Source organism: Arthrobacter sp. Soil_C_49, assembly GCF_057656635.1.
Genome location: NZ_JBDGJZ010000001.1, coordinates 581,841 through 608,243, shown reverse-complemented (window position 1 = coordinate 608,243; position 26,403 = coordinate 581,841). Strand labels below are relative to the sequence as shown.

Genomic DNA, 26,403 nt, shown 5'->3' with positions numbered 1-26,403 from the left:
GCTACTGGGCTGTGCAGTCCGCCCGCTTTGATGCCGGCAACAGGAAGGCCGCCCTGGAAGCGGATTCGGGCGATGAAGCACCCCGCCGGCGTACTGATGTGCGGCTGGCCCTGCCTGCAGTTCTCGTCTGGGGTGCGTCCCTTGCCGGGCTATGGCTGCCCCCCGCAGCCTTGGCCGGCCTCTGCTGTATCCTGCTGGTGGTGGCGGCCGTACTGCTTTGCCGAACGTGGAAGACCCGAGGGCCGGCAGTAGCCGGCGGCCCGCGTCGGCCTGCCCGGCGGAGTCTCCTGACCACCACAGCGATCGCGTTCCTGCTGGCAGCCACAGCGGCGGCGCACTCGGCAGTTGCGTCCACCCAGCGCCATGAGGGCCCGCTCGCGGCTGCAGTCTCGTCAGGCAAGTCTGCGGTGGCTGTGGTGGAAGTGGCAGGAACGCCCCGTGCATTGAACCCGCCAAACCAGGCGGGTACACCGGCACGATGGTCCGTGCCTGTCTGGACCCGGGACGTCAGCACCGGAGGTGTCCTGCTGCGCACCCGGGCCCAGCTGCTGGTGACAGGGGGCGGCGCCTGGGGAACCATGGTGCCCGGACAGCTGGTGCGCGCCACCGGGAAACTCCGGCCGGCAGATCCCGGAAGGGAGGAAGCAGGCATGCTGGCTGCTTCCTCGGGACCGGGAAAACCCACTGATTCGCCAGTCCTGCAGGAGTCCGCCAAGGAACTGCGGGAACAGTTTGTGGCGGCGGCCGCCTTCCTCGCTCCGGATCCGCAGGGCCTGCTTCCCGGCATGGTCACCGGGGACACCAGCGCTTTGGACGAGGGCCTGGAGGCGGCAATGAAAACTGTGGGCATGACCCATCTGACCGCCGTCAGCGGGGCTAACTGCAGCCTGGTGCTCGGTGCCCTGCTGCTTGCCTGCCGCCGGTTCCGTTTGCCCCGGGTGCCAGCGGCAGCACTCGCCGTGGCGGGCCTTGGGTTGTTTGTCCTGCTGGTAGGTCCGGATGCGAGCGTCCTGCGGGCTGCCTTGATGGGGGCCGTTGCAGTGGCTTCGCTGGCCGGTGGCAGGACGGGACGGGGGCTGAGCTTCCTGTGCCTTGCCGTGATCGGCCTGCTGCTGGCGGACCCAGGGCTGGGATCAAGTTTCGGGTTCCTGCTATCCGTTCTGGCCACGCTGGGGATCATTATCCTTGGCCGGCGCATCATGGACTGGACACCGGCGTCGATCCCGCGGTGGGCGGCAGCGGCTGTCGCTGTTCCTCTGTCCGCGCAACTGCTGTGCGGGCCGGTGACCGTGGTGCTTCAACCGCAGTTTTCGACGTATTCCCTGCTGGCCAACGTCCTGGCCGCACCCCTCGTGGCGCCCGTGACACTGCTGGGAACCGCTGCCGTTCCGCTCGTGGTTCCCTTCCCGTGGGCAGGAACTGTCCTGATCGCGGTGGCAGGCACCTTCAGCGCCGGAGTTGCAGCGACGGCGAGATGGGCGGCGCAGCTTCCGGGCGCCGCCCTGCCCTGGCCGGAGGGGGTGCCCGGGCTCGTGACCATGCTGTTGCTGTCCGTCCTGACGTTCGGGGCTGTGTGGGCAGCGGCCCGCCCGCACCGGCTCCTGCGCAAAGTCATTGCCGCCCACCGGCATACCGTGGCCTTGATCGAGCTGCTGGAGGAAAACGCTGCCCGGACACTGCGGCACCTAAAACCGAAGCCGTTGGCCGTGAACCCACGGGAGTTGCGCCCGTCACACCATGCCCGCTTGGACCGGGCCCCGGGACATGGCAGGCTGGGATACTCCACCAAACTTTCCGGAAGGAAGCCCCGATGGCTGTTGCGCAAAAGCGTGCAACCCGTACGCCCGCGTCGAACGGCCCCACCTGGCGGGACGTAACCCCCGCCGGAGTCGTCTTGGTGAGCGGGCCCGAAGAGTACTTGGGCATCAGGGCCATGGACCGTGTCCGCGCCCAGGTGCGGGCAGCTTCCCCTGATGTGGAGGTCAGCCGCATCAATGCCTCGTCTTACGAGGCCGGGACCTTGCTGATGCAGGTCAGCCCCTCCCTCTTTGGCGAAAACAAACTCATCGAGGTCGAAGCAGTTGAAGCCATGAACGAGGCTTTCCTGGCGGACGCGCTGGCCTACCTTGGCCACCCTGAGCCGGATGCCGTCCTGGTGCTGCGCCACGGCGGCGGAGCCCGGGGCAAGAAACTGCTCGACGCAGTCAAAAAAGGCGGCTGGCCGGTCGTGGACTGCCAGCCCCTGAAAAAGGACGCCGACAAGGTGGCTTTCGTGGCGGGCGAGTTCAAGGCCGGGGGACGGCGGATCGAGCCCGACGCGGTGCAGTCCCTGGTCAACGCCGTCGGGGCAAACCTTTCCGAGCTGGCTGCAGCCTGCAACCAGCTCATCGCCGATGCCGGCACCACGGTCACCACCGACATCGTGGACCGGTACTACGGCGGCCGGATCGAGGCCACGGCCTTCAAAGTGGCAGATGCCGCCATGGCCGGTAACGGCCCGCTGGCACTGTCCACCCTGCGCCACGCACTGGCCACTGGGGCAGATCCCGTTCCGCTGGTCGCCGCGCTGGCGGCCAAGCTCCGCACTGTGGCGCGCGTCGCCGGCGCTTCCGGCTCATCCGCCCAGATCGCCGCTGAACTCGGGATGCAGCCCTGGCTGGTGGAACAGGCGCAGCGCGACGTCCGCCGGTGGACCCCCGAAGGGCTGGTGCGCTCCATCCAGGCCACTGCCGAGGCGGACGCACAGGTCAAAGGGCTGGCCCGGGACCCGGTTTATGCGGTGGAGCATGCCGTGCGGATCATCGCAATGTCAGTGCAGGGCCGGTAACCCCGGCAGCACTTCGATATGGGGTCGGCGGTATGGCTCTTCGACCTGGAACATCCACGAGGTCAACGACGATGCTGCACGGCTCCGCCGCTCTACCCAGGGGGTAGGGCCGTACCTCGAGTTCCACCGCGAGCCGGACCGGACGATCGAGTGGGGCCGTGTTCATCTGGACCTGATGCCGTACCAGGACGACGACCAGTCGGCGGAGGTGGACCGGCTGAAAAGCCTGGGCGCCACCAGAGCGGACGTGGGCCAGGGCAATGTGCCATGGGTGTGCCTTGCCGACCCCGAAGGCAACCAATTCTGCATCCTCACCGCGGGCTGACCGGGCGGCCCGCCGGGCGTTGTTAAAGATGTGTGGCCGGTACCAAACGGTACCGGCCACAACCATCAGTTCCTGCGAACTGGAAACCTTACAGTGCGTTGACCTTCTTGGAGATCGCCGACTTACGGTTTGCTGCGTTGTTCTTGTGCAGAACACCCTTGCTAACAGCCTTGTCCAGCTTGCGGCTGGCAGCAACCAGGGCAGTAGCAGCTGCATCCTTGTCCGAGGACTCAACGGCGGTGTTGACGGCGCGGATGGCCGTCTTCAGCTCGGACTTGACTGCGTTGTTGCGCAGGCGTGCCTTCTCGTTGGTGAGGATGCGCTTCTTCTGGGACTTGATATTCGCCACGTGTGAACTCTCTTTTTAATGCGGAAATGGTCTAGAGGGCTTTCAGATTGGCCATTGACTGAGCGGCGTGGGGATACCTATGGCGGCCAACCATCAGTGGCCGTCGACCTGCACGGACACACAGCTATAAAGAATAGCAGGTCAGGCGCGGGACTGGCCATTTTGCGGGCTAGTCCCAGCCGTGTCGGCGGCGGAGTCCTGCTGCCGCCTGTTCAAAGCGCTTGCGGTCCAGCACGGACCCTTCCCGGCGGACACTGTCCGGCCGCAACTGCAGGATGCGGTCCAGGCGCGCCTCGCTGGGCCGGCCCTGCCGGTCCCAGGCGCCCGGACCGAGGTCCACATAGTCCTTTGATACTGCCGACGCCGGCACCCGGTCCTTGCTGGTCAGCATCAGTCCCAGCAGGTAGCCGCCGCTTCTGCCCACCACGAGCACGGGCCGGTCCTTGCCCCGGGTGTGGTCCTCCTCGTACGGGACCCAGGCCCACACCACTTCTCCCGGATCAGGTTCACCATCCGGCTGCGGCGCATAACGGAGATCAATGCGGCCGCGAAAGTCCCCCGGGTACTGGTGTCCCCGCGGTTGATTGTCCTGAAAATGGCCAACCGGGCGCTGTCCGCCCGGATTCCTGGCGGAGCCGGAACGGCCCGGGACAGGGCGGCCGTCCGGCGCCGTGCCGCCACCCGCCTTCCACAAGACACGCAGGCCGGCTTTGACGGCGTTCGCCAGGGATCCTAGATTGATTGCCATTCCGCAACCCTATCCCCGGGCTTCCTCCCCGCCCGGGGAACGTCAACAGGCCGGGAAATGCGGTGGCAGCCGCCCGGACGTGGGACACTGGAGGTTCCAAGATGTGCGGCTGACCGCCGGGGCCTTCGTTGCGCTCCGCGGAACCGCGTGAATGCCAACAGTAAGGACCCTGCGTGTCTCCCATGGCCCGCACCGCCCCGGTGCCCGCCGCGACAGATCCGGCCATTATTCGGAACTTCTGCATCATCGCGCACATTGACCACGGCAAGTCCACACTGGCCGACCGTATGCTGCAGTACACCGGCGTCGTTCAAACCCGCGACATGAAGGCCCAGTACCTGGACCGCATGGACATTGAACGCGAGCGCGGCATCACCATCAAGTCCCAGGCTGTCCGCATGCCCTGGGAGCTCGACGGCACCAGCTACGCCCTGAATATGATCGACACTCCCGGCCACGTCGACTTCACGTACGAGGTGTCCCGCTCCCTGGCGGCCTGTGAAGGCGCAATCCTCCTGGTGGACGCAGCCCAGGGCATCGAAGCCCAGACGCTGGCCAACCTGTACCTGGCGATGGAAAACAACCTCACCATCATTCCGGTCCTGAACAAGATCGACCTGCCGGCGGCCCAGCCCGAGAAGTACGCGGCCGAACTGGCCAGCCTGATCGGCGGGGACCCCGAGGACGTACTCCGGGTCTCGGGCAAGACCGGCATGGGCGTTGAGGCTCTGCTGGACAAGATCGTCCGCGACCTCCCGGCTCCCGAAGGCGATGCAAACGCTCCTGCCCGTGCCATGATCTTCGACTCCGTGTATGACACCTACCGCGGCGTGGTCACCTACGTCCGCGTCGTGGACGGCATGCTCCACCCGCGCGAACGCATCCAGATGATGTCCACGCGGGCTACCCACGAACTCCTGGAGATCGGGGTGAGCTCCCCGGAACCCACCCCCTCCAAGGGCCTGGGTGTCGGCGAAGTGGGCTACCTCATCACCGGCGTTAAGGATGTCCGCCTGTCCAAGGTTGGCGATACCGTCACCAATCTCGCCAAGCCGGCAGCCGACTCCCTGCCCGGCTACGCCGATGCCAAGCCGATGGTTTTCTCCGGACTGTATCCCTTGGACGGCACCGACTACCCGGTGCTTCGCGACGCACTCGAGAAGCTGATGCTCAACGACGCCGCCCTCGTGTACGAGCCGGAAACGTCCGCTGCACTGGGCTTCGGGTTCCGCGTGGGCTTCCTCGGACTGCTCCACCTGGAAATCACCCGCGAACGGCTCGAACGCGAATACAACCTGGACCTCATCTCCACCGCACCCAACGTGGAATACGAAGTAACTCTGGAAGACAAAAAGGTGGTCCATGTGACCAACCCCAGCGAGTACCCCTCCGGCAAAATCTCCGAAGTCCGCGAGCCCATGGTGGCCGCCACCATCCTGGCCCCGAATGAATTCGTCGGCGCCATCATGGAACTGTGCCAGAGCCGCCGCGGCGTGATGGGCGGCATGGACTACCTGTCCGAGGACCGGGTGGAAATCCGCTACCGCCTGCCGCTGGCCGAGATCGTCTTCGACTTCTTCGACATCCTGAAGTCCAAGACCCGCGGTTACGGCTCGCTGGACTGGAAGGCCGACGGCGACCAGGTGGCCGACCTCGTGAAGGTGGACATCATGCTCCAGGGCGAACAGGTGGATGCCTTCTCCGCCATCACCCACCGCGACAAGGCGTACTCCTACGGCGTCATGATGACCACGAAGTTGCGCGAGCTCATCCCGCGCCAGCAGTTCGAGGTACCCATCCAGGCGGCCATCGGCTCCAGGATCATCGCCCGCGAAAGCATCCGCGCCATCCGTAAGGACGTCCTGGCCAAATGCTACGGAGGCGACATCTCACGCAAGCGCAAGCTGCTGGAGAAGCAGAAGGAAGGCAAGAAGCGCATGAAGATGGTGGGCCGCGTAGAGGTTCCGCAGGAAGCCTTCATCGCCGCCCTCACCACCGACGAGTCCAAGGACAAGGCCAAAAAGTAGTGAACACCGCGTCCGGCAACACCGGAGGCCCCTGCAATGCCTAGCACACTTCCCCTCGGCGACCCGGCGCCGTCGGACGGCCTGCTGCCTGCACAGGCAGTGGACGGTGCGGCGGACCGCGCGTTCGGGCTGTACGTCCACATCCCGTTCTGCGCCGTGCGCTGCGGCTACTGCGACTTCAACACCTACACCGCCACCGAACTCGGCGGCGGAGCGTCCCAGGACGCGTACGCCCGGACGGCCGCCGCAGAGGTGACCATGGCAGCGAAGGTCCTCCCGGCGTCGGGCCTTCCTGCACGGAAGCTGAGCACGGTGTTTTTCGGCGGGGGCACGCCCACGCTGCTGCCAGCAGCCGACCTCGCCCTGATCCTCCGCCGCGCCATCGATGAGTGGGGAATCGAGGACGGCGCCGAGGTCACCACCGAGGCCAACCCCGACTCGGTCACCCCGGAATCCCTCGCGGTCCTGAAGGAAGCCGGGTTCACCAGGATCTCCTTCGGCATGCAGTCCGCCGTCCCGCACGTCCTGAAAGTCCTGGACCGGACGCACACCCCGAGCCGCGTCCCACAGGTGGTCCGCTGGGCGCGGGAAGCAGGGCTTGCGGTAAGCCTGGACCTGATTTACGGGACCCCGGGGGAGTCCCTCGCGGATTGGCGCCACTCCCTGGAGACCGCGCTGTCCTACGAGCCCGACCACATCAGCGCCTACGCGCTGATCATTGAGGACGGCACCAAGCTGGCGGCCCAGATCCGCCGCGGCGAAGTTCCCGGCATTGACGACGACGACCACGCCGACAAGTATGAGCTGGCCGACCAGCTGATTACCGAAGCCGGCCTGGGCTGGTACGAGGTCAGCAACTGGGCCCGCACACCGGAGCAGGCCTGCCGGCACAACCTGGCCTACTGGCGTGGCGATGACTGGTGGGGGATCGGTCCCGGTGCGCACTCGCATGTGGGCGGTGTCCGCTGGTGGAACGTCAAACACCCCACCGCCTACGCCGGCCGCCTGGCCCAGGGCCTCTCACCTGCTGCCGGCCGGGAAACCCTGGACGCGGAAACGCGGAACGTGGAGCGCGTGATGCTCGAGGCGAGGCTGCACTCCGGGCTGGCGGTATCCGCGCTCGGTGCAGCCGGCAGGCACGAGGTGGCAGGCCTGATCGCGGACGGTCTGGTGGAGCCGGCGGCAGCCTTCCAGGGGCGGCTCGTCCTGACCCTCAAAGGCAGGCTGCTGGCCGACGCGGTGGTTCGCCGGGTCCTGCCGGACTGATCCGCCCCGCCGGCTTTGCGCAGGAGCCGCCACGCCGGTGGAACCTCGTCAGTCCTGGGGCGGCTGACCGCCCAGGCGGGTGATGGTCCGGGTGGTGCTGTCCCAGAGCCTGGCTTCGATGCATTGCCCTTCCGCCCGCACGTCCACGCAGTCCATGGCAGCCCCGAGCAGGTGGCCGGGAATCCGGCGTGCGAGCGTGACATGCGGGGTCCAGGAGCCAGGCATGGTATTGGCGAACGCCCCCGTGCTGAACCGGTGAAGGCCGGCATGAAGTTCCAGCAGGGCCTTGGACAGCACCACCAGCCGTGCCAGCACATACTTGCCCTGTTGAGATGGGAAAACCACGACGCCGGAGAACCGGGCCTCGACGGGCAGCTCGGCCCACACATCCTGGGCATCGGCATCCAACAACAGGCTGTTGCCCGCGGCCAGCGTGATGTGGGGGCGGTTGCTTGGGGCTGTATGCGAGGCGAGGCTTGGCAGGCCGGCGTCAGCGAGCCTGGCCCAATCGGACCGGATCAGGGCATCCAGGGAGCCATCGAAGGTTAACTCGATGCTGCGCATGCACCCGGGTGGGCCCACGCCGGCAGGGTTCCCTGGCCGAAGCGAAGCGAGGCTAGGGTGCCGGTGGGGATTACTTGATCCAGCGGAGGTTGTACTGGTACCGGTACGGCTGGCCGCGGTTCACGCGGATGCCGGCCGCCACCGAGAAGCAGGTCAGCGCGATCCAGATCAGTGTGGCGACCACGGCAAAGATGTTGCCCACCACAGGCACGAACACCAGGATATTGGCCACCACAGCGGCGATGGTGGGAGGCAGGCTGAAGTTCAGCGCCTCCTTGGACTCCTGGGCGGTAAAAGGGCCGCGGTCACGGAAGATCAAGTAGATCAGGAGCGCAGGAACGCAGCCCAGGATCCCGCCGAAGTGCGAGAGCGTAGCCCACTGCCTGTCCTCGCTGGCCGTCAGGGGCAGGGCATTCGCCGGGACGCCATGGTACTCCGAACGGCCCTGGCCGCCCTGGCTGTCCCTGTGATCGCGTGCGTTTTCTGCCACAGTCTGTTCCTTCGAAAGTGCAATGCTGCCGACTAAGAATGCCAATATCTGCTGCGGCGCCGCCATCGGCAGATACCGCAGTACCAAGAATACTTGGTGCAGGCGTCCGCGCCTGCCCTAAGGGACCGTGAGGAAATCGATCACTTCCTCCACCCGGCCCAGCAACGACGCTTCCAGGTCCGCGTAGGTGCGGACCGCGCCCAGCAGTTTCTGCCATCCCAGCCCGATGTCTTCCTTGGTGGAGTGCGGCCAGCCGAATGCCCTGAGGATACCGGTCTTCCAGTCCTGACCGCGGGGCACTTCAGGCCACGTCTCAATACCCAGGACGGCCGGACGGATCGCCTGCCACACGTCCACGTAGGGGTGGCCGACAATCAGGACGTTGCCGGCAGCTCCGGGGGATGCCATCACGGCATCGGCAATGCGCGACTCCTTGGAGTCGGGCACCAGGTGGTCCACCAGCACGCCCAGGCGCCGGCCGGGACCGGGATTGAAGCCGGCAACGGCCGCGGCCAGGTCATCAATGCCGTGCAGGGGCTCGACGACGATGCCCTCCACTCGGAGGTCGTCTCCCCAGACCTTTTCCACCAGTTCGGCGTCGTGCTTTCCCTCCACCCAGATGCGGCTCGCCTTGGCCACCTGCGCGCGCTGCCCGGCCACCCGCACCGAACCGGACGCTGTCCGCCCGGCGGCCGGGCCGCCGGCCTGCTTGGGTGCTGGCGGCATTAGCCGGATCGGCTGGCCTTCCAGGAGGAAACCGAAGCCCAGCCGGAAGGACCGCGACTTGCCCCGGCGGTCCTCCAGGGCCACCACATGCATGCCGCCCGATTTTTCCACCCGGGTGACCGCCCCGACCCAGCCGGACTGGACCTCCTCCAGCACCATTCCCCGCTCTGCCGGCACTTCGGGCAGTTGCGTCCGTGCGGGCGCGGTCAGGTCCTGGGCTCCCCAGTTCTGGTATTGCATGGATGAACTCCGCTTCGTGCTGGATCCGGGCCCGGAATTTCGCCCGGAGCGGTACCAATGCTAACAACGGGGCGAGTCATAATAGACTGTTAGCACTTAGGCATGTCGAGTGCTAACCCCTGTGAGGTACGGTGCGGGCGGAACGGCTGCCCTGATCCCTGGATGGAGGTGGAGTGTGAGCGAGCCGCGCAAGCTTGAAGTACTGCGGGCCATCGTGGAGGACTACGTCCACTCGCGCGAGCCCGTCGGGTCCAAGGCCCTGGTGGAACGGCACCATCTTGGTGTCTCCAGCGCCACCATTCGCAATGACATGGCCGCGCTTGAGGACGAAGGGCTGATCACGGCCCCGCACACCAGCGCAGGCCGGATTCCCACGGACAAGGGCTACCGGCTCTTCGTGGACCAGATTTCCGCGGTCAAACCTCTGTCCCAGGCAGAGCGGCGTGCCATCCAGTCGCTCCTGGAAGGCGCCGATGATCTCGACGACGTCCTGGAGCGCACGGTCCGGCTGCTGTCCCAGCTGACCAACCAGGTGGCGGTGGTCCAGTACCCGCACCTCAACCGCGCACTGGTCCGCCATATTGAATTCGTCCTCCTGGCGCCGCGGAAGGTGCTGGTGGTGCTGATCGCCAACAGCGGCAAAGTGGAGCAGCGGGTCATCGACGTCGGGCAGGACATGGGCGATGACGTCCTGGCCACGCTGCGCACGCATTTCCTGGCATCCCTCGGCGGGACGGCACTGAGCCAGCTCACGCAGTCCCTGCCCGGAGTGGTGTCCGGCGCCGCTCCCGCGCAGCGGCAGGCAGCCCAGGCGCTGGCGCACGGACTGGAAGCCCTGGCCCACAACAGCCGCGAGGACCGCATGGTGATGGCCGGTACAGCCAACCTTGCCCGTTCCAACGTGGATTTTCCGCTCAGCATCGGACCTGTGCTGGAGGCGCTGGAGGAACAGGTGGTGATGCTGCGGCTCCTGAGCGAGATGGCGCAGGACCACCGGGGCGTGGCCGTCAGCATCGGCCGCGAGAACCCGTATGACGGGCTGGCGGAGGCTTCGGTGGTCGCCACGGGATACGGGCCGGACAGCGTCGCGAAGATCGGCATCCTGGGGCCCACCAGGATGGACTATCCCACCACGATGGCCGCGGTCAGGGCCGTCGCCCGGTACCTGTCACGGATTTTGGGACCCTGACCCGCGCCGTCCGGCTCCCAGCCAAGAACAGTAGCGCCGGCAGTACAGCTGCAGGCAAAACAACAAGGAAGAGATACGAACTTTGAGCAGCCACTACGAAGTCCTTGGAGTCTCACCGGATGCTACCGGGGAAGAGATCAAGAAGGCCTACCGCAAGCTGGCCCGCACCCTCCACCCCGACGTAAATCCCGGTGAGGACGTTGCAGACCGCTTCAAGGCCGTGACCCACGCCTACGAAGTTCTCTCCGATCCGCAGAAGCGCCGGGTGTACGACACCACGGGCAACGAGAACGGCACGGACAACGGATTCGGCGGCGGGGCGTACGCAGGCCAGGGCTTCGCCTTCCAGGACATCTTCGACACGTTCTTCGGTGCCGGCGGTTCCACCGGCCCCGCATCGCGGGTCCGGCGCGGCCAGGACGCGCTCATCAGCGTCCGGATCGAACTGCGCGACGCCGTGTTCGGCGTCAACAAGAAGCTTGAAGTGGATACCGCAGTAGTCTGCCCCACCTGCGAGGGCTCGTGCTGCCGGCCGGGCACCCACCCCGAGCGCTGCGATATCTGCGGCGGCAGCGGCCAGGTCCAGCGCGCGGTCCGGTCCATCCTGGGCCAGGTGATGACGGCGGCCCCGTGCGGCACCTGCGAAGGTTTCGGAACTGTCATCAAGGACCCCTGCAACGAGTGCAACGGGCAGGGCCGCATCCGCAGCCGCCGTTCGCTGACCATTAAGGTTCCCGCCGGTGTGGCCACCGGCACCCGCATCCAGCTCTCCGGCCAGGGCGAGGCCGGTCCTGCCGGCGGCCCCGCAGGTGACCTGTACGTTGAAATCCGGGTCAACAACGACGCCACGTACGTCCGCGAAGGCGACGACCTGCACGCCACCTTGAACATCCCCATGACTGCAGCCGCGCTGGGAACCGACGTCACCCTGGAAACCTTCGACGGTCCCCAGGACATCGACGTCAAGGCAGGAACCCAGTCCGGCGAGATCATCACCCTGCGCGGGCTGGGCGTCACCCACCTGCGCGGGTACGGCCGAGGTGACCTGAAGGTCCACCTGCAGGTGGAGACGCCGGCCAAGCTGGACGCGGCCCAGGAAGACCTGCTGCGCCAGCTCGCCAAGCTGCGCGGGGAGCAGATCACGGAGGGCAAGCTGGCCGCCAGCGGCGGCATGTTCGCCAAGCTCCGGGACCGGTTCGGTAACCTGTAGCGGTGAGCAACCCCGTCTTTTTCACGGCGTCCGGGTCCCTGGACCGGATGGTACCGGAAGGGCGCTTTGTCCTCGAGGGACTCGAGGCCCGGCACGCGGTGACCGTCAAACGGCTGGCTCCCGGTGAGCCCGTGGACATCGTCGATGGCGCTGGTACCCGGATGAGCGGCACAGTTGTTTCCGCTTCCCCGGCCGGCCTCGAGGTCGAATGCTCGTCCATCGGCGTTGAGGACCGGCCGGGTGTCAGGCTGGTGCTGGTCCAGGCCCTGGCCAAGGGCGACCGTGATGAACTGGCCATCGAAACCGCCACCGAACTGGGGATTGACGCCGTCATCCCGTGGCAGTCCGAACGGTCCATCGTGCGCTGGAAGGGGGACCGGGCGGCCAAGGCCCACGCAAAGTGGCAGTCTGTGGTGACCGCGGCCGCCAAACAGGCCCGGCGCGCCTGGATCCCGGAGGTGCGTGCCGCCGTCGACACCGCCGGTCTCGCCGCTGCTGTCCAGGCCGCCGACCTCGCCGTGATCCTGCACGAGGACGCCGTGCGTCCCCTGCGGATGGTCCTGGAATCGTGGCTCCCGACTGATGCTCCTGAAGGTCCGCGGGAAATACTCCTCATCGTCGGCCCCGAGGGCGGCATCAGCCAGCGCGAGGTGACAAAACTGTGCGGCCAGGGCGCCGTGACCGCCCTGTTGGGACACCATGTGCTGCGCTCATCGACTGCCGGTCCCGCCGCCGTCGTCCTCGCCAGCGACATCCTCGGGCGCTGGGCGGCCCCGGCAGCCTGAGGCCGCCCGGCTAGCGGACTTTGAATCCCCGGGTGTCTTCGGTGCCGTCCTGCTGGCCGTCGGGGTTCGAGGTTTGCGCCACGCGCAGCTCATAGTCCCCGGCGGGCAAGGTCAGCGCCAGCGTAAAGACCCCGGCCTGGGCAGGGTCCGATGCCGCGGTTGTTTCGCCTGTCAGGAACGGCGCCTTGTTTCCGTTTTCCTCGGCGCGCAGGATCTGCCAGCGGAGCTTGCCGCCCGCAGCAGTGCTCCGGCCGGTGATCTTGACGCTTCCGTCCGCCACCTCAACGTTCTCCTGCGGATCGATGATCCATACCGGGGCCACGAGTCCTGCCGTGCGGGCCATAAGGGACCCCAGCTGGACGTGGTTGAACGCCATGTAGTCGGTGTGCCCGTCCACCAGGATGCGTACGCGGATCTGCTGGCCGGAGTCGATCAGGCCGGAACTGGCCGCAGCCGCGGTGGCCGTGTACACCAGTTGCTGGATGGCCCGGGCCGCCATCTCGGCGTCCAGGTTGCTGTTGAAGGCGTCCTCTGACACGTCAACAGTGATGACGTCCTTGCCGGAAATCGACGTCGCCAATTCCTTGGGGTTCTGCCATGGGGTGAAGAAGTCCGGGTCCAGGGGCTTATCGGACATCATGGCGCGCAGGGCGCGGGTGACGGGGTTTTCCTGCTCCGGAACATCCCGGAACTCGCGGTAGAGGAAAACGTTGCTGTTGCTCCGGCCGATCCAATAGACCGGTGCCTTGTTGGAGGACTGGGTGGTTTCCAGGGGCGCGCTGGTGGACGGGGCCCCGGACACGCTGCCCGAAGCCGCGGGACTTGTGGCAAGGGCGCCGGTGGGGGCCGGGTCCGGTTCAGCAATGCAGCCGGTGAGGACAGGGGCCGCAGCCAGAAGCCCGGCAAGAAGCATCGAACGGGCACCGTTCAAGACTCTTCCGGCCCGGCGGGGCCCTGCGGTTTCCGGCAAGGTGATTGCCTGTCCTTTCCTGGTTGAATAGGCCGATCCCCGGTCAGCCCCGGTGCTTCATCGGCACCCTGGATTTCCAGCATTGCACAGCCCCGGCGGACCAATGCCGCTGAAGGAGCCCGGCCCGGCAACTGCAACGGGAACGATATGAGGCCGATATGAAGTTGATACCTAATGACGCCGGACTGCCGGAAGGCCGGTCCGGCGTTCGCTGTCAGCGTCAGGGATCCGGCCTGGGCATCCTGCCCGGCTATGGGGCCGGCTCTGCCCGCTGGCGTAAGATGGAGGGTACCGCTGAGACGCAACGGGGACAGCCCGCCGCGGATCAGCCAGCAGCTACTCTTTCGAGATCGAGGGGATCACGGGCCCGCGGGCCAACACCATGACTGAATCAGCTAACGGAAAGCGCAGGCTTGTCACCGGCGAAGGCGCCGCGGGGGAATTTCCCCATACACTCCCTGGCGTCCGCACCGAAGTAGTCCTCTTCGACAATTCCGACCAGATGGTTCAATCCCTCGGCAGCCATGATGAAGCGCTGCGGTTCATTGAAGAGCAGTTCCCCGATGTGAACTTCCACGTCCGAGGAAACGAGCTTTCCATCAGCGGACCGGCCACGGACGTGCCGAGGATCATGCGGCTCCTCCACGAGGTCCGGGGACTTGTGGCACGCGGCACGGTCATCAGCCCGGCAGTGCTCCAGCAGCTCGTGGCCCTGCTCCGCACCCAGTCCATGCAGAACCCGGTGGACGTGCTGACCCATGACATCCTCTCCAGCCGCGGTAAAACGATCCGCCCGAAGACGCTGAACCAGAAGAACTACGTTGACGCCATCGATGCCAACACCGTGATCTTCGGAATCGGTCCCGCCGGTACCGGAAAGACCTACCTCGCTATGGCCAAGGCCGTTCAGGCCCTGCAGCAAAAAGAGGTCAGCCGCATCATCCTGACCCGGCCCGCCGTCGAGGCAGGGGAGCGGCTTGGCTTCCTGCCCGGCACCCTGAGCGACAAAATCGATCCGTACCTCCGTCCGCTGTACGACGCCCTGCACGACATGATGGACCCGGAGTCCATTCCGCGGCTTATGGCAGCAGGAACCATCGAAGTGGCGCCGCTCGCGTACATGCGCGGCCGGACCCTGAACGACGCCTTCATCATCCTCGATGAGGCCCAGAACACCACGCCGGAGCAGATGAAGATGTTCCTCACCAGGCTGGGATTCGGGTCCAAGATGGTGGTCACCGGCGACATCACCCAGGTGGACCTGCCCTTCGGCACGCGTTCCGGGCTGCGCATCGTGGAGGAAATCCTGCAGGGCATAGAGGACGTGAACTTCTCCGTCCTGGACGCCGCAGACGTTGTCCGGCACCGGCTGGTGGGCGACATCGTCAATGCCTACAGCATCTGGGATGATGTCCAGCGGAACAGGGTCAAGCATTCTGCAGGCCGGGAAAAACGGGGGGAACACGCATGAGCATCGAGGTCAACAACGAGTCCGGCGTCCAGGTGGACGAATCTGAACTCGTGGCCTTGTCCAGGTACATCTTTGAGCAGCTGTACATCCATCCCCAGGCGGAACTGTCCATTCTCCTCGTGGACGAGCCGGCCATGGAGAAGCTGCACATTGAGCTGATGGACGAGCCCGGCGCCACCGACGTCCTCTCGGTGCCCATGGACGAACTGACCCCCGGAACTCCTGACAGGCCAACACCCCAGGGCATGCTCGGGGACATCGCCGTATGCCCGCAGGTGGCGAAGGTCCAGGCCGGAAACGCCGGCCACTCGCTGCAGGACGAAATGCTGCTGCTGACCACGCACGGCATCCTGCACCTGCTCGGCTACGACCATGCCGAGCCTGAGGAGAAGGCCGAGATGTTCGGGCTTCAGCGCGAGCTCCTGTCCGGCTTCACAGGCAAAGAAGCGCCCGCCGAGACCACCCAGTGACGCCTTTGCTCCTTGTCGTGATGGCCCTGGCTTTCCTGGGCGTCGCGGCAGTACTGACCGCGGCCGAGGCCGCCTTCAATTTCCTCCCGCGGCACGATGCCGAGGAAGCGCTCGTGAAGAGCCGCGGCACTGCCATGCGGCGGATCCTGGCCCAGCCCGTTGCCCACATCCGGGCCCTGCGGTTCTGGCGCATCTGGTTCGAGATGGCCTCGGCGGTTGCCGTTGCAGTCCTGCTCTACAGCCTGCTGGACAACATCTGGCTCGCAGGCCTGGCCGCTACAGGCATCATGGCCCTGCTGGGATTCGTTATTGTCGGCGTGTCGCCGCGCCAGCTCGGCAGGCTCCACTCCGCTGCCGTGGTGCGCTTCACCGCCCCGTTGATCCGCTTCCTCACGTGGGTCCTCGGACCCATCCCCGGCTGGCTCGTGGCTTTGGGAACTGCGGCGGCCCCCGGCGCGCCCAGCGGTGATGAGGCGTTCTTCAGTGAGCAGGAATTCCGCGAACTGGTGGACCGGGCCAGCGAATCCGACATGATCGAGGACACTGAGGCTGAAATGATCCAGTCCGTCTTCGACTTCGGGGACACCCTGGTCCGTGCCGTCATGGTGCCCCGGACAGACATCCTCAGCATCGAGGCTGGTTCCAGCCTCCGCCTGGCGATGTCGCTCTTCCTCCGCTCGGGGTACTCCAGGATGCCGGTGATCGGCGAAGACACGGACCACATCCTGGGCATCGTGTACCTCAAGGACGTGGCAGCAGTCCTTCACGGGCTGGGAGCCGACGAGGAACCGCCGCTGGTGGATTCCCTGATCCGGGAAGTCCGGTATGTTCCCGAATCCAAGCCGGTGAGCGACCTGCTCCGGGAACTGCAAAAAGAATCCACGCACGTGGCCATCGTGATCGATGAGTACGGCGGCACCGCCGGACTTGTCACCCTCGAGGACCTGATTGAGGAAATCGTGGGCGAGATCGTGGACGAGTACGACACCGAAAGCGCGGAGGCTGTTGAGCTTGGGGACGGCTCCTACCGTGTCAGCGCCCGGATGAGCATCGACGACCTCGGCGAGCTTTTTGACATTGAACTCGACGACGACGAAGTGGACACCGTGGGCGGACTGCTCGCCAAAGCACTGGGCCGGGTGCCCATCGTCGGCAGCCACGTGGAAGTGGACGGGGTGTCGCTGCGGGCCGACAGGCTCGAAGGACGCCGGAACCGCGTCAGCCACATCATTGCGGCGCCCGCACCAAAAGTAGACACTGACCTTGAAGACCTCTTCCAAGAGGCGGAAGCAACCCAGCAGGGAGTTCCACGTGAGCAAGAAAAATAAGGCCGCCGGCGAAGAGGATTTCGGCGGTTTCCACGCAGGGTTTTCGGTCCTGGTGGGCCGTCCCAACGCCGGCAAATCGACGCTGACCAACGCGCTGGTGGGCAAGAAGGTGGCCATCACTTCCGCCAAGCCCCAGACCACCCGGCACACCATCCGCGGTATCGTCCACCGCGAGGACGCACAGCTGATCCTGGTGGACACGCCAGGCCTGCACCGTCCCCGCACGCTCCTCGGCAAGCGCCTGAACGACCTCGTGGCGGACACCCTGGCCGAGGTGGACGCCATCGGCTTCTGCCTTCCTGCGAACGAGAAGATCGGTCCCGGTGACAAGTTCATTGCGGCGCAGCTTGCGGCTGTAGGACGCAAGCCGATCATCGCGATTGTCACCAAGGCAGATCTGGTGGACAGGCAGGCCCTCACGGAACAGCTCCTGGCCGTCGCCGCGCTCGGCCGCGAAGTGCTGGGGGAGGAGGGCTGGAAGGACATCGTTCCGGTGTCCGCCACCGACGGCTTCCAGGTGGGGACCGTAGCCGACGTACTGATCAGCCACATGCCGCCGTCGCCCCCGCTGTACCCGGACGGGGAGCTGACCGACGAGCCGGAAGCCGTGATGGTCGCCGAGCTCATCCGGGAAGCGGCGCTGGAAGGCGTCCGTGACGAATTGCCGCACTCCCTGGCGGTGGTAGTGGAAGAGATCGTCCCCCGCGAGGACCGGCCGGAGGACAAGCCCCTGCTGGACGTCCGCGTGAACCTCTATGTGGAGCGCCCGTCGCAGAAAGCCATCATCATTGGCAAGGGCGGCAGCCGGCTGCGAGAAGTGGGCACCAACGCCCGCAAGGGAATCGAGGCTCTCCTGGGGACGCGCATCTACCTCGACCTTCATGTGAAGGTTGCCAAGGACTGGCAGCGGGACCCGAAACAGCTGGTCAAACTGGGCTTCTGAGCCTTTGAACCGGGGACGGCCTGGGCCGCCCGGCAATTTCCCAGACTGGACCACTAAAATGGACCGGATTCAGAATCTAGAGGAAGGTTCATTACGTGGGGCGAGGCCGCGACAAGCGCGAAAACGGAGCTGACGTATCAGCCGGGGGGCCGAGGTCCAAGCACGCGGAAGACGGCACCGTTGGCGCCGCGCGCCACCTGGGCCGCGACCGTGCTATGCCGTTGTGGCTGAAAATCGTTACCGGCGTCCTGTCGCTGGCAATGATCGGCGCCCTCGCGTTCGCCGGATTCTGGTTTATCCGGCTGCAAAGCAACATCTCCAAAGCGCCGTTGAACGCGGGCGGTGGCAACAGCGAACCCGTGAGCGAATCGACCGGGCGGATGCAGATCCTGATCCTGGGCTCGGACACCCGCGAGGGCAAGAACGCCGAGTACGGTTCAGCCGACGATTCCAAAGGCTACGGGAAGTCGGACGTCATGATGCTGATGGACATCTCCGAAGACAATAAGCGCGTCAGCGTCATCAGTTTTCCGCGTGATTTGCTGGTGGACCTGCCCGAGTGCACAGACACTGAAACCAAGCGGACATTTCCCGCCCGGAGCGGTGTAATGATCAACGAGGCCATGAACGAGGCCGGTATTGGCTGCGCCGTGGACACCGTAAACAAACTGACCGGCCTGGAAGTGGACCATTTCATGATGGCGGACTTCAACGCGGTGAAGGAACTGTCAAACGCAGTGGGCGGGGTGCAGGTGTGCATCAGTGACGCAGTATATGACCCGGACTCCGGACTGAGGCTGCCCAAGGGCACGTCGGCGGTAGAAGGTGAAATGGCCCTCTCCTTCCTGCGGGCCCGCCATGCCTTTGCCGATGGCGGCGACCTTGGCCGTATCAGGGCCCAGCAGGGATTCCTGTCCTCCCTGACCAGGAAGATCAAGGATGAGGGGACCCTCTCGGACCCCGGCAAGATGCTGACCATCGCCGACGTCGTGACCAAAAACCTGACAGTGGACGAGGGGCTGGCCTCAGTACCTACCCTGCTCACCATCGGTAACCGGCTCAAGGACATTGATCTCAGCAAGGTGGCGTTCGTGTCGGTTCCCACCACGCCCGCCCTCGTCGACCCCAACAGGCTGCAGATCGCCGAACCGGCCGGTTCGCAGCTGTTCTCCGCCCTTCGGCAGGACATTGACCTGACCGACCCGACGGCGCCCGCCCCTTCGGAAACCGCGGCGCCGCCTACTGCGGCTCCGAGTGAGACTGCAGCTCCGCTGCCGCCGTACAACAAAGCACTTCAGCCTGTGACGGTGGCCAACGGCTCTGGCGTCCCGGGGCGGGCACAGGAGATCGTCCAGGCCCTGGTGTCCGGCGGATTCACCCAGGCAGGGCAGTTCGAGGCTACCGCCGCTAACCAATCGGTTGTCTACTATGGCCAGGATTTCGCCGACGTGGCTGCCGACATTGCGGCGCTGCTGGGGATCCCTGCTGCGCAGATTGTGCCTGCCCCCGGGGTTTCCGGTGTCCAGGTATATCTCGGCACCGACTTCACCTCCGGTACTGCCTATGGCGCGAACGTTGCGCTGCCGGAGGACATCGTCAACCAGACTGCAGGCGACACTGTCTGCCAGCAGGCCAATCCGTACCTGATCGTCGAGAGTTAGCGGAGACCGGGGCTCCGAGCAGGCAGCGTTTTCGGCGTTGGAGACTTTCAGCAAAGCAAAAATCGGGGCCCGCTGTTGCGGGCCCCGATTTCTTGACTGCTACCAGATGCTGACGCGGTCCCCGGGAGCCATCCACATGCCGTCCTGCTCTGTAACATCGAAGGCTTCATGGAAGGCGTCGAGGTTCTTGGCAATGGCGTTGGTCCGGAACTCGTTGGGGGAGTGCGGGTCCGTGGCCAGCCGGCGGATCGCCTCTTCACTCCGGATGACCTGCCGCCAGCCGGCAGCCCAGGAGGCAAAGAACCGCTGCTGCCCGGTAAGGCCGTCCAGGACCTCGGGTTCCTTGCCGTCCAGGCTGATCAAGTACGCCTTGTAGGCAATGGCCAGGCCGGCAAGGTCGCCGATGTTCTCGCCAAGGGTAAGCCGGCCGTTCACGGTGTGCCCTGGCGCGGCATAGGGTGACAGGGCATCGTACTGGGCCACGAGCTTCGCCGTGAGTTGCTCGAAAGCCTGGCGGTCCTCATCGGTCCACCAGTTCCGCAAGGCCCCGCCACCGTCGAACTGGGACCCCTGGTCATCAAAGCCGTGGCCGATCTCGTGGCCGATGACCGCGCCGATTCCTCCGTAGTTCACGGCATCGTCGGCGTCGGCGGTGAAGAACGGCGGCTGCAGGATCGCCGCCGGAAACACAATCTCATTCATCATCGGGTGGTAGTAGGCGTTGACGGTCTGCGGAGTCATCAGCCATTTATCGCGGTCCACCGGCTTGCCAACCTCGTCAAGGTGCCGGTCGACGTCGGCGTTGTGGGCCCGCTCCACGTTGCCCAGGAGATCAGCCGGGTCGATCTCCACGGCGGAGTAGTCGATCCACTTCTCCGGGTAGCCGATCTTCGCCCGGAAACCCTCCAGTTTCCGCAGCGCCTCCGCCTTGGTGGACGCGCCCATCCAGCCCACGGCGGTGATGCTCTGCCGGTAGGCCTCGATCAGGTTGGCAACGAGCGTTTGCATCCTGGCCTTGTGCGTTTCCGGGAAGTGCCGGGCCACATAGATCTGTCCTACGGCTTCGCCGAGGGCACCCTCCACCACGGCCACGCCGCGCTTCCACCGGTCCTTGTTCCGCGGCGTGCCGCTGATGGTGGTGCCGTAGAACGCGAAGTTGGCGTCGACGAAAGCCGAGGACAGGTAGGGCGCGGCCGCACTGACCACCCGCATGGCAAGCCATTCCTGCCAGTGGGCCAGGGGCTCGGATTCGAGGAGCAATGCGGCGCCTTCAAAGAACGGCGGGGTGCTCACCACGATCTCCTGCCGCTTCGCACCATCGATGCCGGCGGCCTCGAACCACGTGGAGATCAGCGGGAACATGGCGGATGCCTCGTCCGCCGTCTTCAGGTTGTAGGTCTTCTGCGGGTCCCGCAGCGTGACGTTGTCCCAGTGGTGCGAGGCGAGCTTTGTTTCCAGCGCCACCACCCGGCCCGCGGCGGCCGCCGCATCCGGAATGCCCGCCAAGTCGAGCATCCGGCGGACATGTGCCTCGTAGGCGGTGACCATCGGGGCAAACTTTTCTTCCCGGTAGTAGGACTCGTCAGGCAGTCCTAGCCCGCCCTGTCCCGTATAGAGAAGGACCCGGTCCGGGTTTCCTGCGTCCGGTGCCGGGTAGATGTAGAAGAGCCCGCCAACATCGGCCCGGAACAGCCGGCCCGCCAGGGAAACAAGGTCCGCCACGGTAGTGGTGGCAAAAACGTCGGCCAGGCGTTCGCGGATGGGTTCCATGCCCTTGGCTTCAACGGTTGCTTCGTCCATGAAGCTGCTGTAAAGCCCGCCCACTTTCCGCTCTATGCCGCTGGCTTCCGGGCCCTTGGCTGCGGCTTCCTCGATGATGTCGCGGACGGCGATTTCCGACCCGTCGCGGAGCGCGGTGAACGTGCCTTCGAGGGGTCGGTCATCGGGAATCTCGGTGGCCTTCAGCCAGGCCCCGTTCACGTGCTGGTAGAGGTCATCCTGGGGCCGGACGGTGCTATCAAAGGTGGACAGGTCGATCCCCGAAATGGGCACGGAAGCTCCTTCTGATGAAGAGCCGCGGCCCGCGGAATACCGGGCGGCGTCTGCATGCTGGACGTAACGGACGGTAGTGCCCTTTCATCTTACGCACCCGTGCTACCCTCAAATGGTGCGTGCAGAGCTTCTTCTTCTTAGCTGCCGCGGCGAGGCCTCAGACGCGATCTAGCGCAAGGCCCACCCTCGCTGCGGAGTTTGTGTTGCCCGGCCACCCTTTCAAAGAAGAACCACAGAAAAGGCCCCGATAGTAATGCGAAACGCACAGAAGCCCTCCGGAATGCCCGCCCACCGCTACACGCCGTTCCAGGACCAGATCAAAGTTGAGCTGCCGGACCGCACCTGGCCGGACAAGATCATCACCAAGGCCCCGCGCTGGTGCGCAGTGGACCTGCGCGACGGCAACCAGGCCCTGATCGATCCGATGAGCCCGGCCCGCAAAATGAAGATGTTCGACCTGCTGGTCCGGATGGGCTACAAGGAGATCGAGGTAGGCTTTCCCTCCGCCTCCCAGACAGACTTTGACTTTGTCCGCCAGCTCATCGAGGGCAACCACATCCCGGATGATGTCACCATCCAGGTCCTGACCCAGGCCCGCGAGCACCTGATCGAACGGACCTACGAGTCCCTGGTGGGCGCCAAGCAGGCCATCGTCCACCTCTACAACTCCACGTCGGTGCTGCAGCGCCGCGTGGTGTTCAACCAGGATGAGGACGGAATCCTGGACATCGCGCTGCAGGGCGCGCGGCTGTGCAAGAAGTACGAGGAAACCCTCGTGGACACGCACGTGACCTACGAATACTCCCCGGAATCTTTCACCGGCACCGAGCTGGAGTACGCCGTGCGCGTCTGCAACGCGGTTGCCGATGTTTTTGAAGCCTCCGCCGACCGCCAGGTCATCATCAACCTGCCGGCCACCGTGGAGATGGCCACCCCCAACGTGTACGCCGACTCCATCGAATGGATGAGCCGCCACCTGCACCCGCGGGAAGGCATCATCCTCTCCCTGCACCCTCACAACGACCGCGGAACGGGCGTTGCCGCCGCTGAGCTGGGTTACATGGCCGGTGCGGACCGGATCGAAGGGTGCCTGTTCGGCAACGGCGAGCGGACCGGCAACGTGGACCTGGTCACCCTGGGCCTGAACCTCTTCGTGCAGGGCATCGACCCCATGATCGACTTCTCCAACATCGACGACGTCCGCCGCACCGTGGAGTACTGCAACCAGCTGCCCGTCGCGGAGCGTTCCCCTTACGGCGGCGACCTCGTGTTTACCGCATTTTCGGGATCACACCAGGACGCCATCAAGAAGGGCTTCGAGGCCCTGGAGCGGGACGCAGCCGCCGCCGGCAAGGACGTTTCCGACTTCACCTGGCAGGTCCCGTACCTGCCCGTGGATCCCAAGGACCTGGGCCGCAGCTACGAAGCCGTGATCAGGGTCAACTCCCAGTCCGGCAAGGGCGGCGTGGCCTACCTGCTCAAGAACGAGCACAGCCTGGACCTGCCGCGGCGCGCCCAGATCGAATTCTCCGGCGTGATCCAGAAGCGCACGGACACCGTGGGCGGCGAAGTCAGCGGCGCCCAGCTGTGGCAGGTCTTCCAGGACGAGTACCTGCCGTCCGGGAAAGCCGACGGCCAGTGGGGACGTTACTCCCTGGGCGGGGTCAAGACCGAAACAGATAACGACGGCGGCATGACGCTTCACGCCTCCCTCACCGTGGACGGCGTGCAGGTGCAGCGCACAGGCACCGGCAACGGTCCCATCGCCGCACTGCTCAGCATCCTGCGCGAGGACGGTGTGGACGTCCGGGTACTGGACTACAGCGAGCACGCGCTCTCCGAGGGCGGCAACGCGATGGCCGCCGCCTATGTGGAGTGCGCTGTGGGGGAACGGGTGCTCTGGGGTGTGGGTATTGACGCCAACACCAGCATGTCCTCCCTCAAGGCCGTTATCTCAGCAGTGAACCGCGCCATCCGGGACGCCCAGGCCTGATGCCGGACGTTGTGCCGCCGGGGAGGCCCCGGCGGCACAACGGCAAGGCCGCTTCGGCTCCTGCCTGCCGGCGGCGGGCAAGCCCTGCCCGCAAAAAATGGGAAGATAAGGCGTGGCCCAACACTCTTTCGCCTCCCGGGCGTACCGGGACGACGCCGTCGTCCTCCGCACCCACAAACTGGGCGAGGCGGACCGCATCATCACCCTCCTGACCAAACACCACGGCCAGGTCCGGGCCGTGGCCAAGGGCGTCCGGCGGACCAGCAGCCGGTTCGGCGCCCGCCTTGAACCCTTTATGGTGGCGGATTTGCAGCTGATATCAGGGAAGAGCCTGGACATCGTCACCCAGGCAGTGGCCAAAGGCGCCTACGGCGGAAGTATCGCCGCAGACTATGGCCGGTACACCGTTGCCGCCGCCATGACGGAGACCGCCGAAAAACTCACGGACGTTGACGGCGAGTCGGGAACAGCACAGTACAACCTTCTGGTGGGAGCACTTGCCTCCCTGAGCCGGGACGAACATGCCCCCGGGCTGATCCTGGACTCCTACCTGCTCCGGGCACTCGCGACCGGAGGCTGGGCGCCAAGTTTCACGGACTGTGCCCGCTGCGGGCTGCCCGGGCCCCACAACGCGTTTTCGGCGCCCCTGGGCGGGATGGTCTGTGCCGGGTGCAGGCCTCCCGGGTCACCGGCGCCCGCACCGGAAACAGTGGTGCTGCTGGCCGCGCTGCTGACGGGGGACTGGGCAACGGCGGACGCCTCGCTGCCCGTCCATCGCAAGGAAGCGGCGGGCCTGGTGGCCGCCTACCTCCAGTGGCACCTTGAACGAGTATTAAAGTCCCTCAAACATGTGGAGCGCAGCTGACAGTGGCCCTGGGAAAAAAGAACAACGCAGCCCCGAAGCGCAGCCATCCGGTGGTTGCGCCCTACCCGCACCCTTCAGGCGCCGTGGCGCCGTCCATCCCCTCCGAGTTCATTCCGCGCCACGTGGCCATTGTGATGGACGGCAACGGACGCTGGGCAAACCAAAGGGGTCTGCCCCGGATCGAAGGGCATAAGGCCGGTGAGCCGGCCCTCCTGGACGTGATGGCAGGGGCCATCGAGCTGGGGATTGAGTACGTCAGCGTCTACGCCTTTTCCACCGAAAACTGGCGGCGCTCCCCGGAGGAAGTGCGCTTCCTGATGGGATTTAACAAGGACGTGCTACGCCGGCAGCGGAACCAGCTCGACGAATGGGGTGTCCGGGTCCGCTGGTCCGGCCGCCGGCCGAGGCTCTGGGGATCGGTGATCCGTGAACTTGAAGAGGCGGAGCAGTTCACGGCCGGCAACAGCACCTGCACGTTGACCATGTGTGTTAATTACGGCGGCCGGGCGGAGATCACTGACGCCGTATCCGCCATCGCCGCGGACGTTGCGGCGGGCAGGCTCAAGCCCGGTGCCATTACCGAGCGGACCATCCAGAAATACCTGGACGAGCCGGACCTGCCGGACGTGGACCTGTTCCTGCGCAGTTCGGGGGAGCAGCGGCTGTCCAACTTCATGCTCTGGCAGTCGGCCTACGCCGAGTTCGTATTTATGGACACCCTGTGGCCCGACGTCGACCGGCGGACCCTGTGGGCTGCGGTGGAAGAGTACGCCCGCCGGGACCGGCGCTATGGTGGTGCGGTTGACGCAGCCCGCCCGGCAGGAGGGAACGCCGGCTAGGCCTGCCGCACCGGAAGCGGATCCTCCCGCCCCCGCGTTACGCGGGGGCTCCGTACGCCCGCAGCCAGCGGGCCAGCCTCGCGTAGGCGTCGGCGCGCACGGCGGCGGGGGAGAGGAACACGTCGTGGAGGGCGCCGTCGATCCTCTCAACGGTCACGGTGCGCCCCAGAGTAAGGGCTCGCGCGGCAATAATGTTGACGTCAAGAACGGCATCCGTCCTGCGCATTTCCTCCGACCAGAAGAGGCCGTTGGCGCTGCCGCGGGACAACAGCACCAGGACGGGAACCTCGATGTTGAGTCCGCGCGCCACTTTCGCATGCCCGGCAAGGACGGCGCTGAGCCAGCCTGCCCGGACGGGAAAGGCCATGGGTGGGCGGTACTGGTCATCCAGCGCCCATTCGCCGTCCGCCGAGCTGCTGATGGTGCGCCAGTAGAAGCCGCGCGGCGGGAGCCGCAGCACCGCCTCGGGCCGGATACGGGCCACCGGCCCCACCATGCCCCATGCCGCGCGCCGCACCATGGCGCTCCCGTGCATCTCCAGCCACGGGCTGTTGAGGACGAGCTGTGAAACGGCCCCGGGGTGCCTGCTTGCCCACAGGGCCGCCACCAGCCCGCCGGTCGAATGGCCCATCAGGGTCAGCGGCATGGCGGCACCGTCCTGGCTGATGATCCGGAACGCCGCCTCAATTTCAGCGTCATAATCGGCCAGGTCAGACACATAGCCGCCGGGTGAACCGGGACGCAGGCTACGGCCGTGGTTGTGCATATCCAGCGCGTAGAAGGCATAGCCGGCGGAGGACCAGAAACGGGCCAGGTCAACGTTGAAGAAGTAGTCGCTCCAGCCGTGCAGGAAAAGCACTGCCCTGCGGGGCTCCAGGCCTGCTTCCTGCTGAACGGGCCGGAACCGGACCAGGGTGGCGGTCCGTTCCACACCATCCTGTCCCGCGGCGGCGAAGGCAAGGGATTCGAACCCGTCGCCCAGGATGTCCCGCTGCCATTCCATGGCCTTATGCTAATCCGCTGCCTGCCGCGCCTGTTCCGTGCCGGCCTGATTCCCGTCTTGCG

General features: G+C 65.8%; 24 protein-coding genes. 16 read left to right on the top strand and 8 right to left on the bottom strand.

The window, feature by feature from the left end:
- The first annotated feature begins 11 nt into the window (after positions 1–11).
- From AC3A4Z_RS02835 to AC3A4Z_RS02825, 3 genes are read left to right on the top strand one after another with little or no spacing between them, the layout of a single operon-like run.
- Positions 12–1,877, top strand: coding sequence for a ComEC/Rec2 family competence protein (locus AC3A4Z_RS02835; RefSeq protein WP_498709908.1), 1,866 nt, complete (start codon positions 12–14; stop codon positions 1,875–1,877).
- Positions 1,811–2,827 carry a DNA polymerase III subunit delta gene (gene holA / locus AC3A4Z_RS02830; protein ID WP_498709906.1) on the top strand — a complete coding sequence of 339 codons (1,017 nt, stop codon included), beginning with the start codon at positions 1,811–1,813 and terminating at the stop codon, positions 2,825–2,827. Before AC3A4Z_RS02835 ends, holA begins: the two co-directional genes overlap by 67 nt.
- Positions 2,775–3,152 carry a VOC family protein gene (locus tag AC3A4Z_RS02825; RefSeq protein ID WP_498709904.1) on the top strand — a complete coding sequence of 126 codons (378 nt, stop codon included), beginning with the start codon at positions 2,775–2,777 and terminating at the stop codon, positions 3,150–3,152. The genes holA and AC3A4Z_RS02825 overlap by 53 nt, the downstream gene beginning before the upstream one ends.
- An 88-nt stretch (positions 3,153–3,240) precedes the next feature.
- On the opposite strand, the gene rpsT is transcribed toward AC3A4Z_RS02825, so the two are convergent.
- Both rpsT and AC3A4Z_RS02815 read right to left on the bottom strand, forming a co-directional pair.
- Positions 3,241–3,501, bottom strand: a complete 261-nt coding sequence (gene rpsT / locus AC3A4Z_RS02820; RefSeq protein WP_091419918.1) for a 30S ribosomal protein S20 — start codon at positions 3,499–3,501, stop codon at positions 3,241–3,243.
- Between the two features lie 169 nt (positions 3,502–3,670).
- Entirely contained in the window at positions 3,671–4,249 is a 579-nt protein-coding gene (locus AC3A4Z_RS02815; protein ID WP_498709901.1) for a type II toxin-antitoxin system PemK/MazF family toxin, read from the bottom strand.
- A gap of 173 nt (positions 4,250–4,422) precedes the next feature.
- On the opposite strand from AC3A4Z_RS02815, the gene lepA reads away from it, so the two are divergent.
- Together lepA and hemW are read left to right on the top strand one after the other, a co-directional pair.
- Positions 4,423–6,276 (top strand): translation elongation factor 4, encoded by a 1,854-nt coding sequence (gene lepA, locus AC3A4Z_RS02810; RefSeq protein WP_200900804.1) that lies wholly within the window; start codon positions 4,423–4,425, stop codon positions 6,274–6,276.
- Positions 6,277–6,312: 36 nt separating this feature from the next.
- Positions 6,313–7,542, top strand: a complete 1,230-nt coding sequence (gene hemW / locus AC3A4Z_RS02805) for a radical SAM family heme chaperone HemW (RefSeq protein ID WP_498709899.1) — start codon at positions 6,313–6,315, stop codon at positions 7,540–7,542.
- 48 nt (positions 7,543–7,590) lie between these two features.
- Here hemW and AC3A4Z_RS02800 read toward each other — a convergent pair whose 3' ends face one another.
- The 3 genes from AC3A4Z_RS02800 to AC3A4Z_RS02790 all read right to left on the bottom strand — a co-directional run bounded on the left by AC3A4Z_RS02800 (position 7,591) and on the right by AC3A4Z_RS02790 (position 9,562).
- Positions 7,591–8,124, bottom strand: coding sequence for a 2'-5' RNA ligase family protein (locus AC3A4Z_RS02800; RefSeq protein ID WP_498709897.1), 534 nt, complete (start codon positions 8,122–8,124; stop codon positions 7,591–7,593).
- A 52-nt stretch (positions 8,125–8,176) separates the two neighbouring features.
- A complete protein-coding gene (locus AC3A4Z_RS02795) occupies positions 8,177–8,596 on the bottom strand; it encodes a DUF4870 domain-containing protein (RefSeq protein WP_498709894.1) in 420 nt (139 codons plus the stop codon).
- A gap of 117 nt (positions 8,597–8,713) precedes the next feature.
- Complete coding sequence (locus AC3A4Z_RS02790; protein WP_498709892.1) at positions 8,714–9,562, bottom strand: DUF3097 domain-containing protein; 849 nt, start codon at positions 9,560–9,562, stop codon at positions 8,714–8,716.
- 175 nt (positions 9,563–9,737) lie between these two features.
- Between AC3A4Z_RS02790 and hrcA the strand changes: the two genes are divergently transcribed.
- The 3 genes from hrcA (at position 9,738) to AC3A4Z_RS02775 (ending at position 12,746) form a co-directional block, all read left to right on the top strand.
- Positions 9,738–10,751 (top strand): heat-inducible transcriptional repressor HrcA, encoded by a 1,014-nt coding sequence (gene hrcA / locus AC3A4Z_RS02785; RefSeq protein ID WP_498709890.1) that lies wholly within the window; start codon positions 9,738–9,740, stop codon positions 10,749–10,751.
- 82 nt (positions 10,752–10,833) lie between these two features.
- Positions 10,834–11,961, top strand: a complete 1,128-nt coding sequence (gene dnaJ, locus AC3A4Z_RS02780; RefSeq protein ID WP_493969002.1) for a molecular chaperone DnaJ — start codon at positions 10,834–10,836, stop codon at positions 11,959–11,961.
- Between the two features lie 2 nt (positions 11,962–11,963).
- Positions 11,964–12,746, top strand: a complete 783-nt coding sequence (locus tag AC3A4Z_RS02775) for a 16S rRNA (uracil(1498)-N(3))-methyltransferase (RefSeq protein ID WP_498709888.1) — start codon at positions 11,964–11,966, stop codon at positions 12,744–12,746.
- Between the two features lie 10 nt (positions 12,747–12,756).
- Here AC3A4Z_RS02775 and AC3A4Z_RS02770 read toward each other — a convergent pair whose 3' ends face one another.
- On the bottom strand, positions 12,757–13,659 hold the full coding sequence (locus AC3A4Z_RS02770) for a GerMN domain-containing protein (RefSeq protein WP_498710070.1): 903 nt from the start codon (positions 13,657–13,659) through the stop codon (positions 12,757–12,759).
- A 439-nt stretch (positions 13,660–14,098) separates the two neighbouring features.
- On the opposite strand from AC3A4Z_RS02770, the gene AC3A4Z_RS02765 reads away from it, so the two are divergent.
- From AC3A4Z_RS02765 to AC3A4Z_RS02745, 5 genes are all read left to right on the top strand, one after another.
- A complete protein-coding gene (locus tag AC3A4Z_RS02765) occupies positions 14,099–15,187 on the top strand; it encodes a PhoH family protein (RefSeq protein WP_493969004.1) in 1,089 nt (362 codons plus the stop codon).
- Positions 15,184–15,657 (top strand): rRNA maturation RNase YbeY, encoded by a 474-nt coding sequence (gene ybeY / locus AC3A4Z_RS02760; protein WP_498709886.1) that lies wholly within the window; start codon positions 15,184–15,186, stop codon positions 15,655–15,657. The genes AC3A4Z_RS02765 and ybeY overlap by 4 nt, the downstream gene beginning before the upstream one ends.
- Complete coding sequence (locus AC3A4Z_RS02755; RefSeq protein ID WP_498709884.1) at positions 15,654–16,985, top strand: hemolysin family protein; 1,332 nt, start codon at positions 15,654–15,656, stop codon at positions 16,983–16,985. The genes ybeY and AC3A4Z_RS02755 overlap by 4 nt, the downstream gene beginning before the upstream one ends.
- The gene (era, locus tag AC3A4Z_RS02750) at positions 16,969–17,928 is read left to right on the top strand and encodes a GTPase Era (RefSeq protein ID WP_498709882.1); all 960 of its coding nucleotides are present in this window, start codon (positions 16,969–16,971) and stop codon (positions 17,926–17,928) included. The genes AC3A4Z_RS02755 and era overlap by 17 nt, the downstream gene beginning before the upstream one ends.
- 215 nt (positions 17,929–18,143) lie before the next feature.
- Positions 18,144–19,589 (top strand): LCP family protein, encoded by a 1,446-nt coding sequence (locus AC3A4Z_RS02745; protein WP_498710069.1) that lies wholly within the window; start codon positions 18,144–18,146, stop codon positions 19,587–19,589.
- A gap of 99 nt (positions 19,590–19,688) precedes the next feature.
- Here AC3A4Z_RS02745 and AC3A4Z_RS02740 read toward each other — a convergent pair whose 3' ends face one another.
- Positions 19,689–21,641 (bottom strand): M13 family metallopeptidase, encoded by a 1,953-nt coding sequence (locus AC3A4Z_RS02740; protein ID WP_498709881.1) that lies wholly within the window; start codon positions 21,639–21,641, stop codon positions 19,689–19,691.
- Between the two features lie 253 nt (positions 21,642–21,894).
- Here AC3A4Z_RS02740 and leuA point away from each other — a divergent pair, with 253 nt between their 5' ends.
- From leuA to AC3A4Z_RS02725, 3 genes are all read left to right on the top strand, one after another.
- Entirely contained in the window at positions 21,895–23,634 is a 1,740-nt protein-coding gene (leuA, locus tag AC3A4Z_RS02735) for a 2-isopropylmalate synthase (protein WP_498709879.1), read from the top strand.
- Positions 23,635–23,746: 112 nt separating this feature from the next.
- A complete protein-coding gene (recO, locus tag AC3A4Z_RS02730) occupies positions 23,747–24,499 on the top strand; it encodes a DNA repair protein RecO (RefSeq protein WP_498709877.1) in 753 nt (250 codons plus the stop codon).
- Between the two features lie 2 nt (positions 24,500–24,501).
- A complete protein-coding gene (locus AC3A4Z_RS02725; protein ID WP_498709875.1) occupies positions 24,502–25,338 on the top strand; it encodes an isoprenyl transferase in 837 nt (278 codons plus the stop codon).
- A 37-nt stretch (positions 25,339–25,375) separates the two neighbouring features.
- Here the strand turns inward: AC3A4Z_RS02725 and AC3A4Z_RS02720 are convergent, their stop codons facing one another.
- Entirely contained in the window at positions 25,376–26,341 is a 966-nt protein-coding gene (locus AC3A4Z_RS02720) for an alpha/beta hydrolase (RefSeq protein WP_498709873.1), read from the bottom strand.
- Positions 26,342–26,403 lie beyond the last annotated feature (62 nt).

Coding starts and splice junctions, on each gene's coding strand:
- ybeY (WP_498709886.1), top strand. CDS start 15,184: ATGAGCATCGAGGTCAACAACGAGTCCGGCGTCCAGGTGGACGAATCT.
- holA (WP_498709906.1), top strand. CDS start 1,811: ATGGCTGTTGCGCAAAAGCGTGCAACCCGTACGCCCGCGTCGAACGGC.
- AC3A4Z_RS02765 (WP_493969004.1), top strand. CDS start 14,099: ATGACTGAATCAGCTAACGGAAAGCGCAGGCTTGTCACCGGCGAAGGC.
- AC3A4Z_RS02825 (WP_498709904.1), top strand. CDS start 2,775: ATGCGGTGGAGCATGCCGTGCGGATCATCGCAATGTCAGTGCAGGGCC.
- AC3A4Z_RS02790 (WP_498709892.1), bottom strand. CDS start 9,562: ATGCAATACCAGAACTGGGGAGCCCAGGACCTGACCGCGCCCGCACGG.
- AC3A4Z_RS02770 (WP_498710070.1), bottom strand. CDS start 13,659: ATGCTTCTTGCCGGGCTTCTGGCTGCGGCCCCTGTCCTCACCGGCTGC.
- leuA (WP_498709879.1), top strand. CDS start 21,895: ATGCGAAACGCACAGAAGCCCTCCGGAATGCCCGCCCACCGCTACACG.
- AC3A4Z_RS02720 (WP_498709873.1), bottom strand. CDS start 26,341: ATGGAATGGCAGCGGGACATCCTGGGCGACGGGTTCGAATCCCTTGCC.
- hemW (WP_498709899.1), top strand. CDS start 6,313: ATGCCTAGCACACTTCCCCTCGGCGACCCGGCGCCGTCGGACGGCCTG.
- AC3A4Z_RS02815 (WP_498709901.1), bottom strand. CDS start 4,249: ATGGCAATCAATCTAGGATCCCTGGCGAACGCCGTCAAAGCCGGCCTG.
- AC3A4Z_RS02745 (WP_498710069.1), top strand. CDS start 18,144: ATGCCGTTGTGGCTGAAAATCGTTACCGGCGTCCTGTCGCTGGCAATG.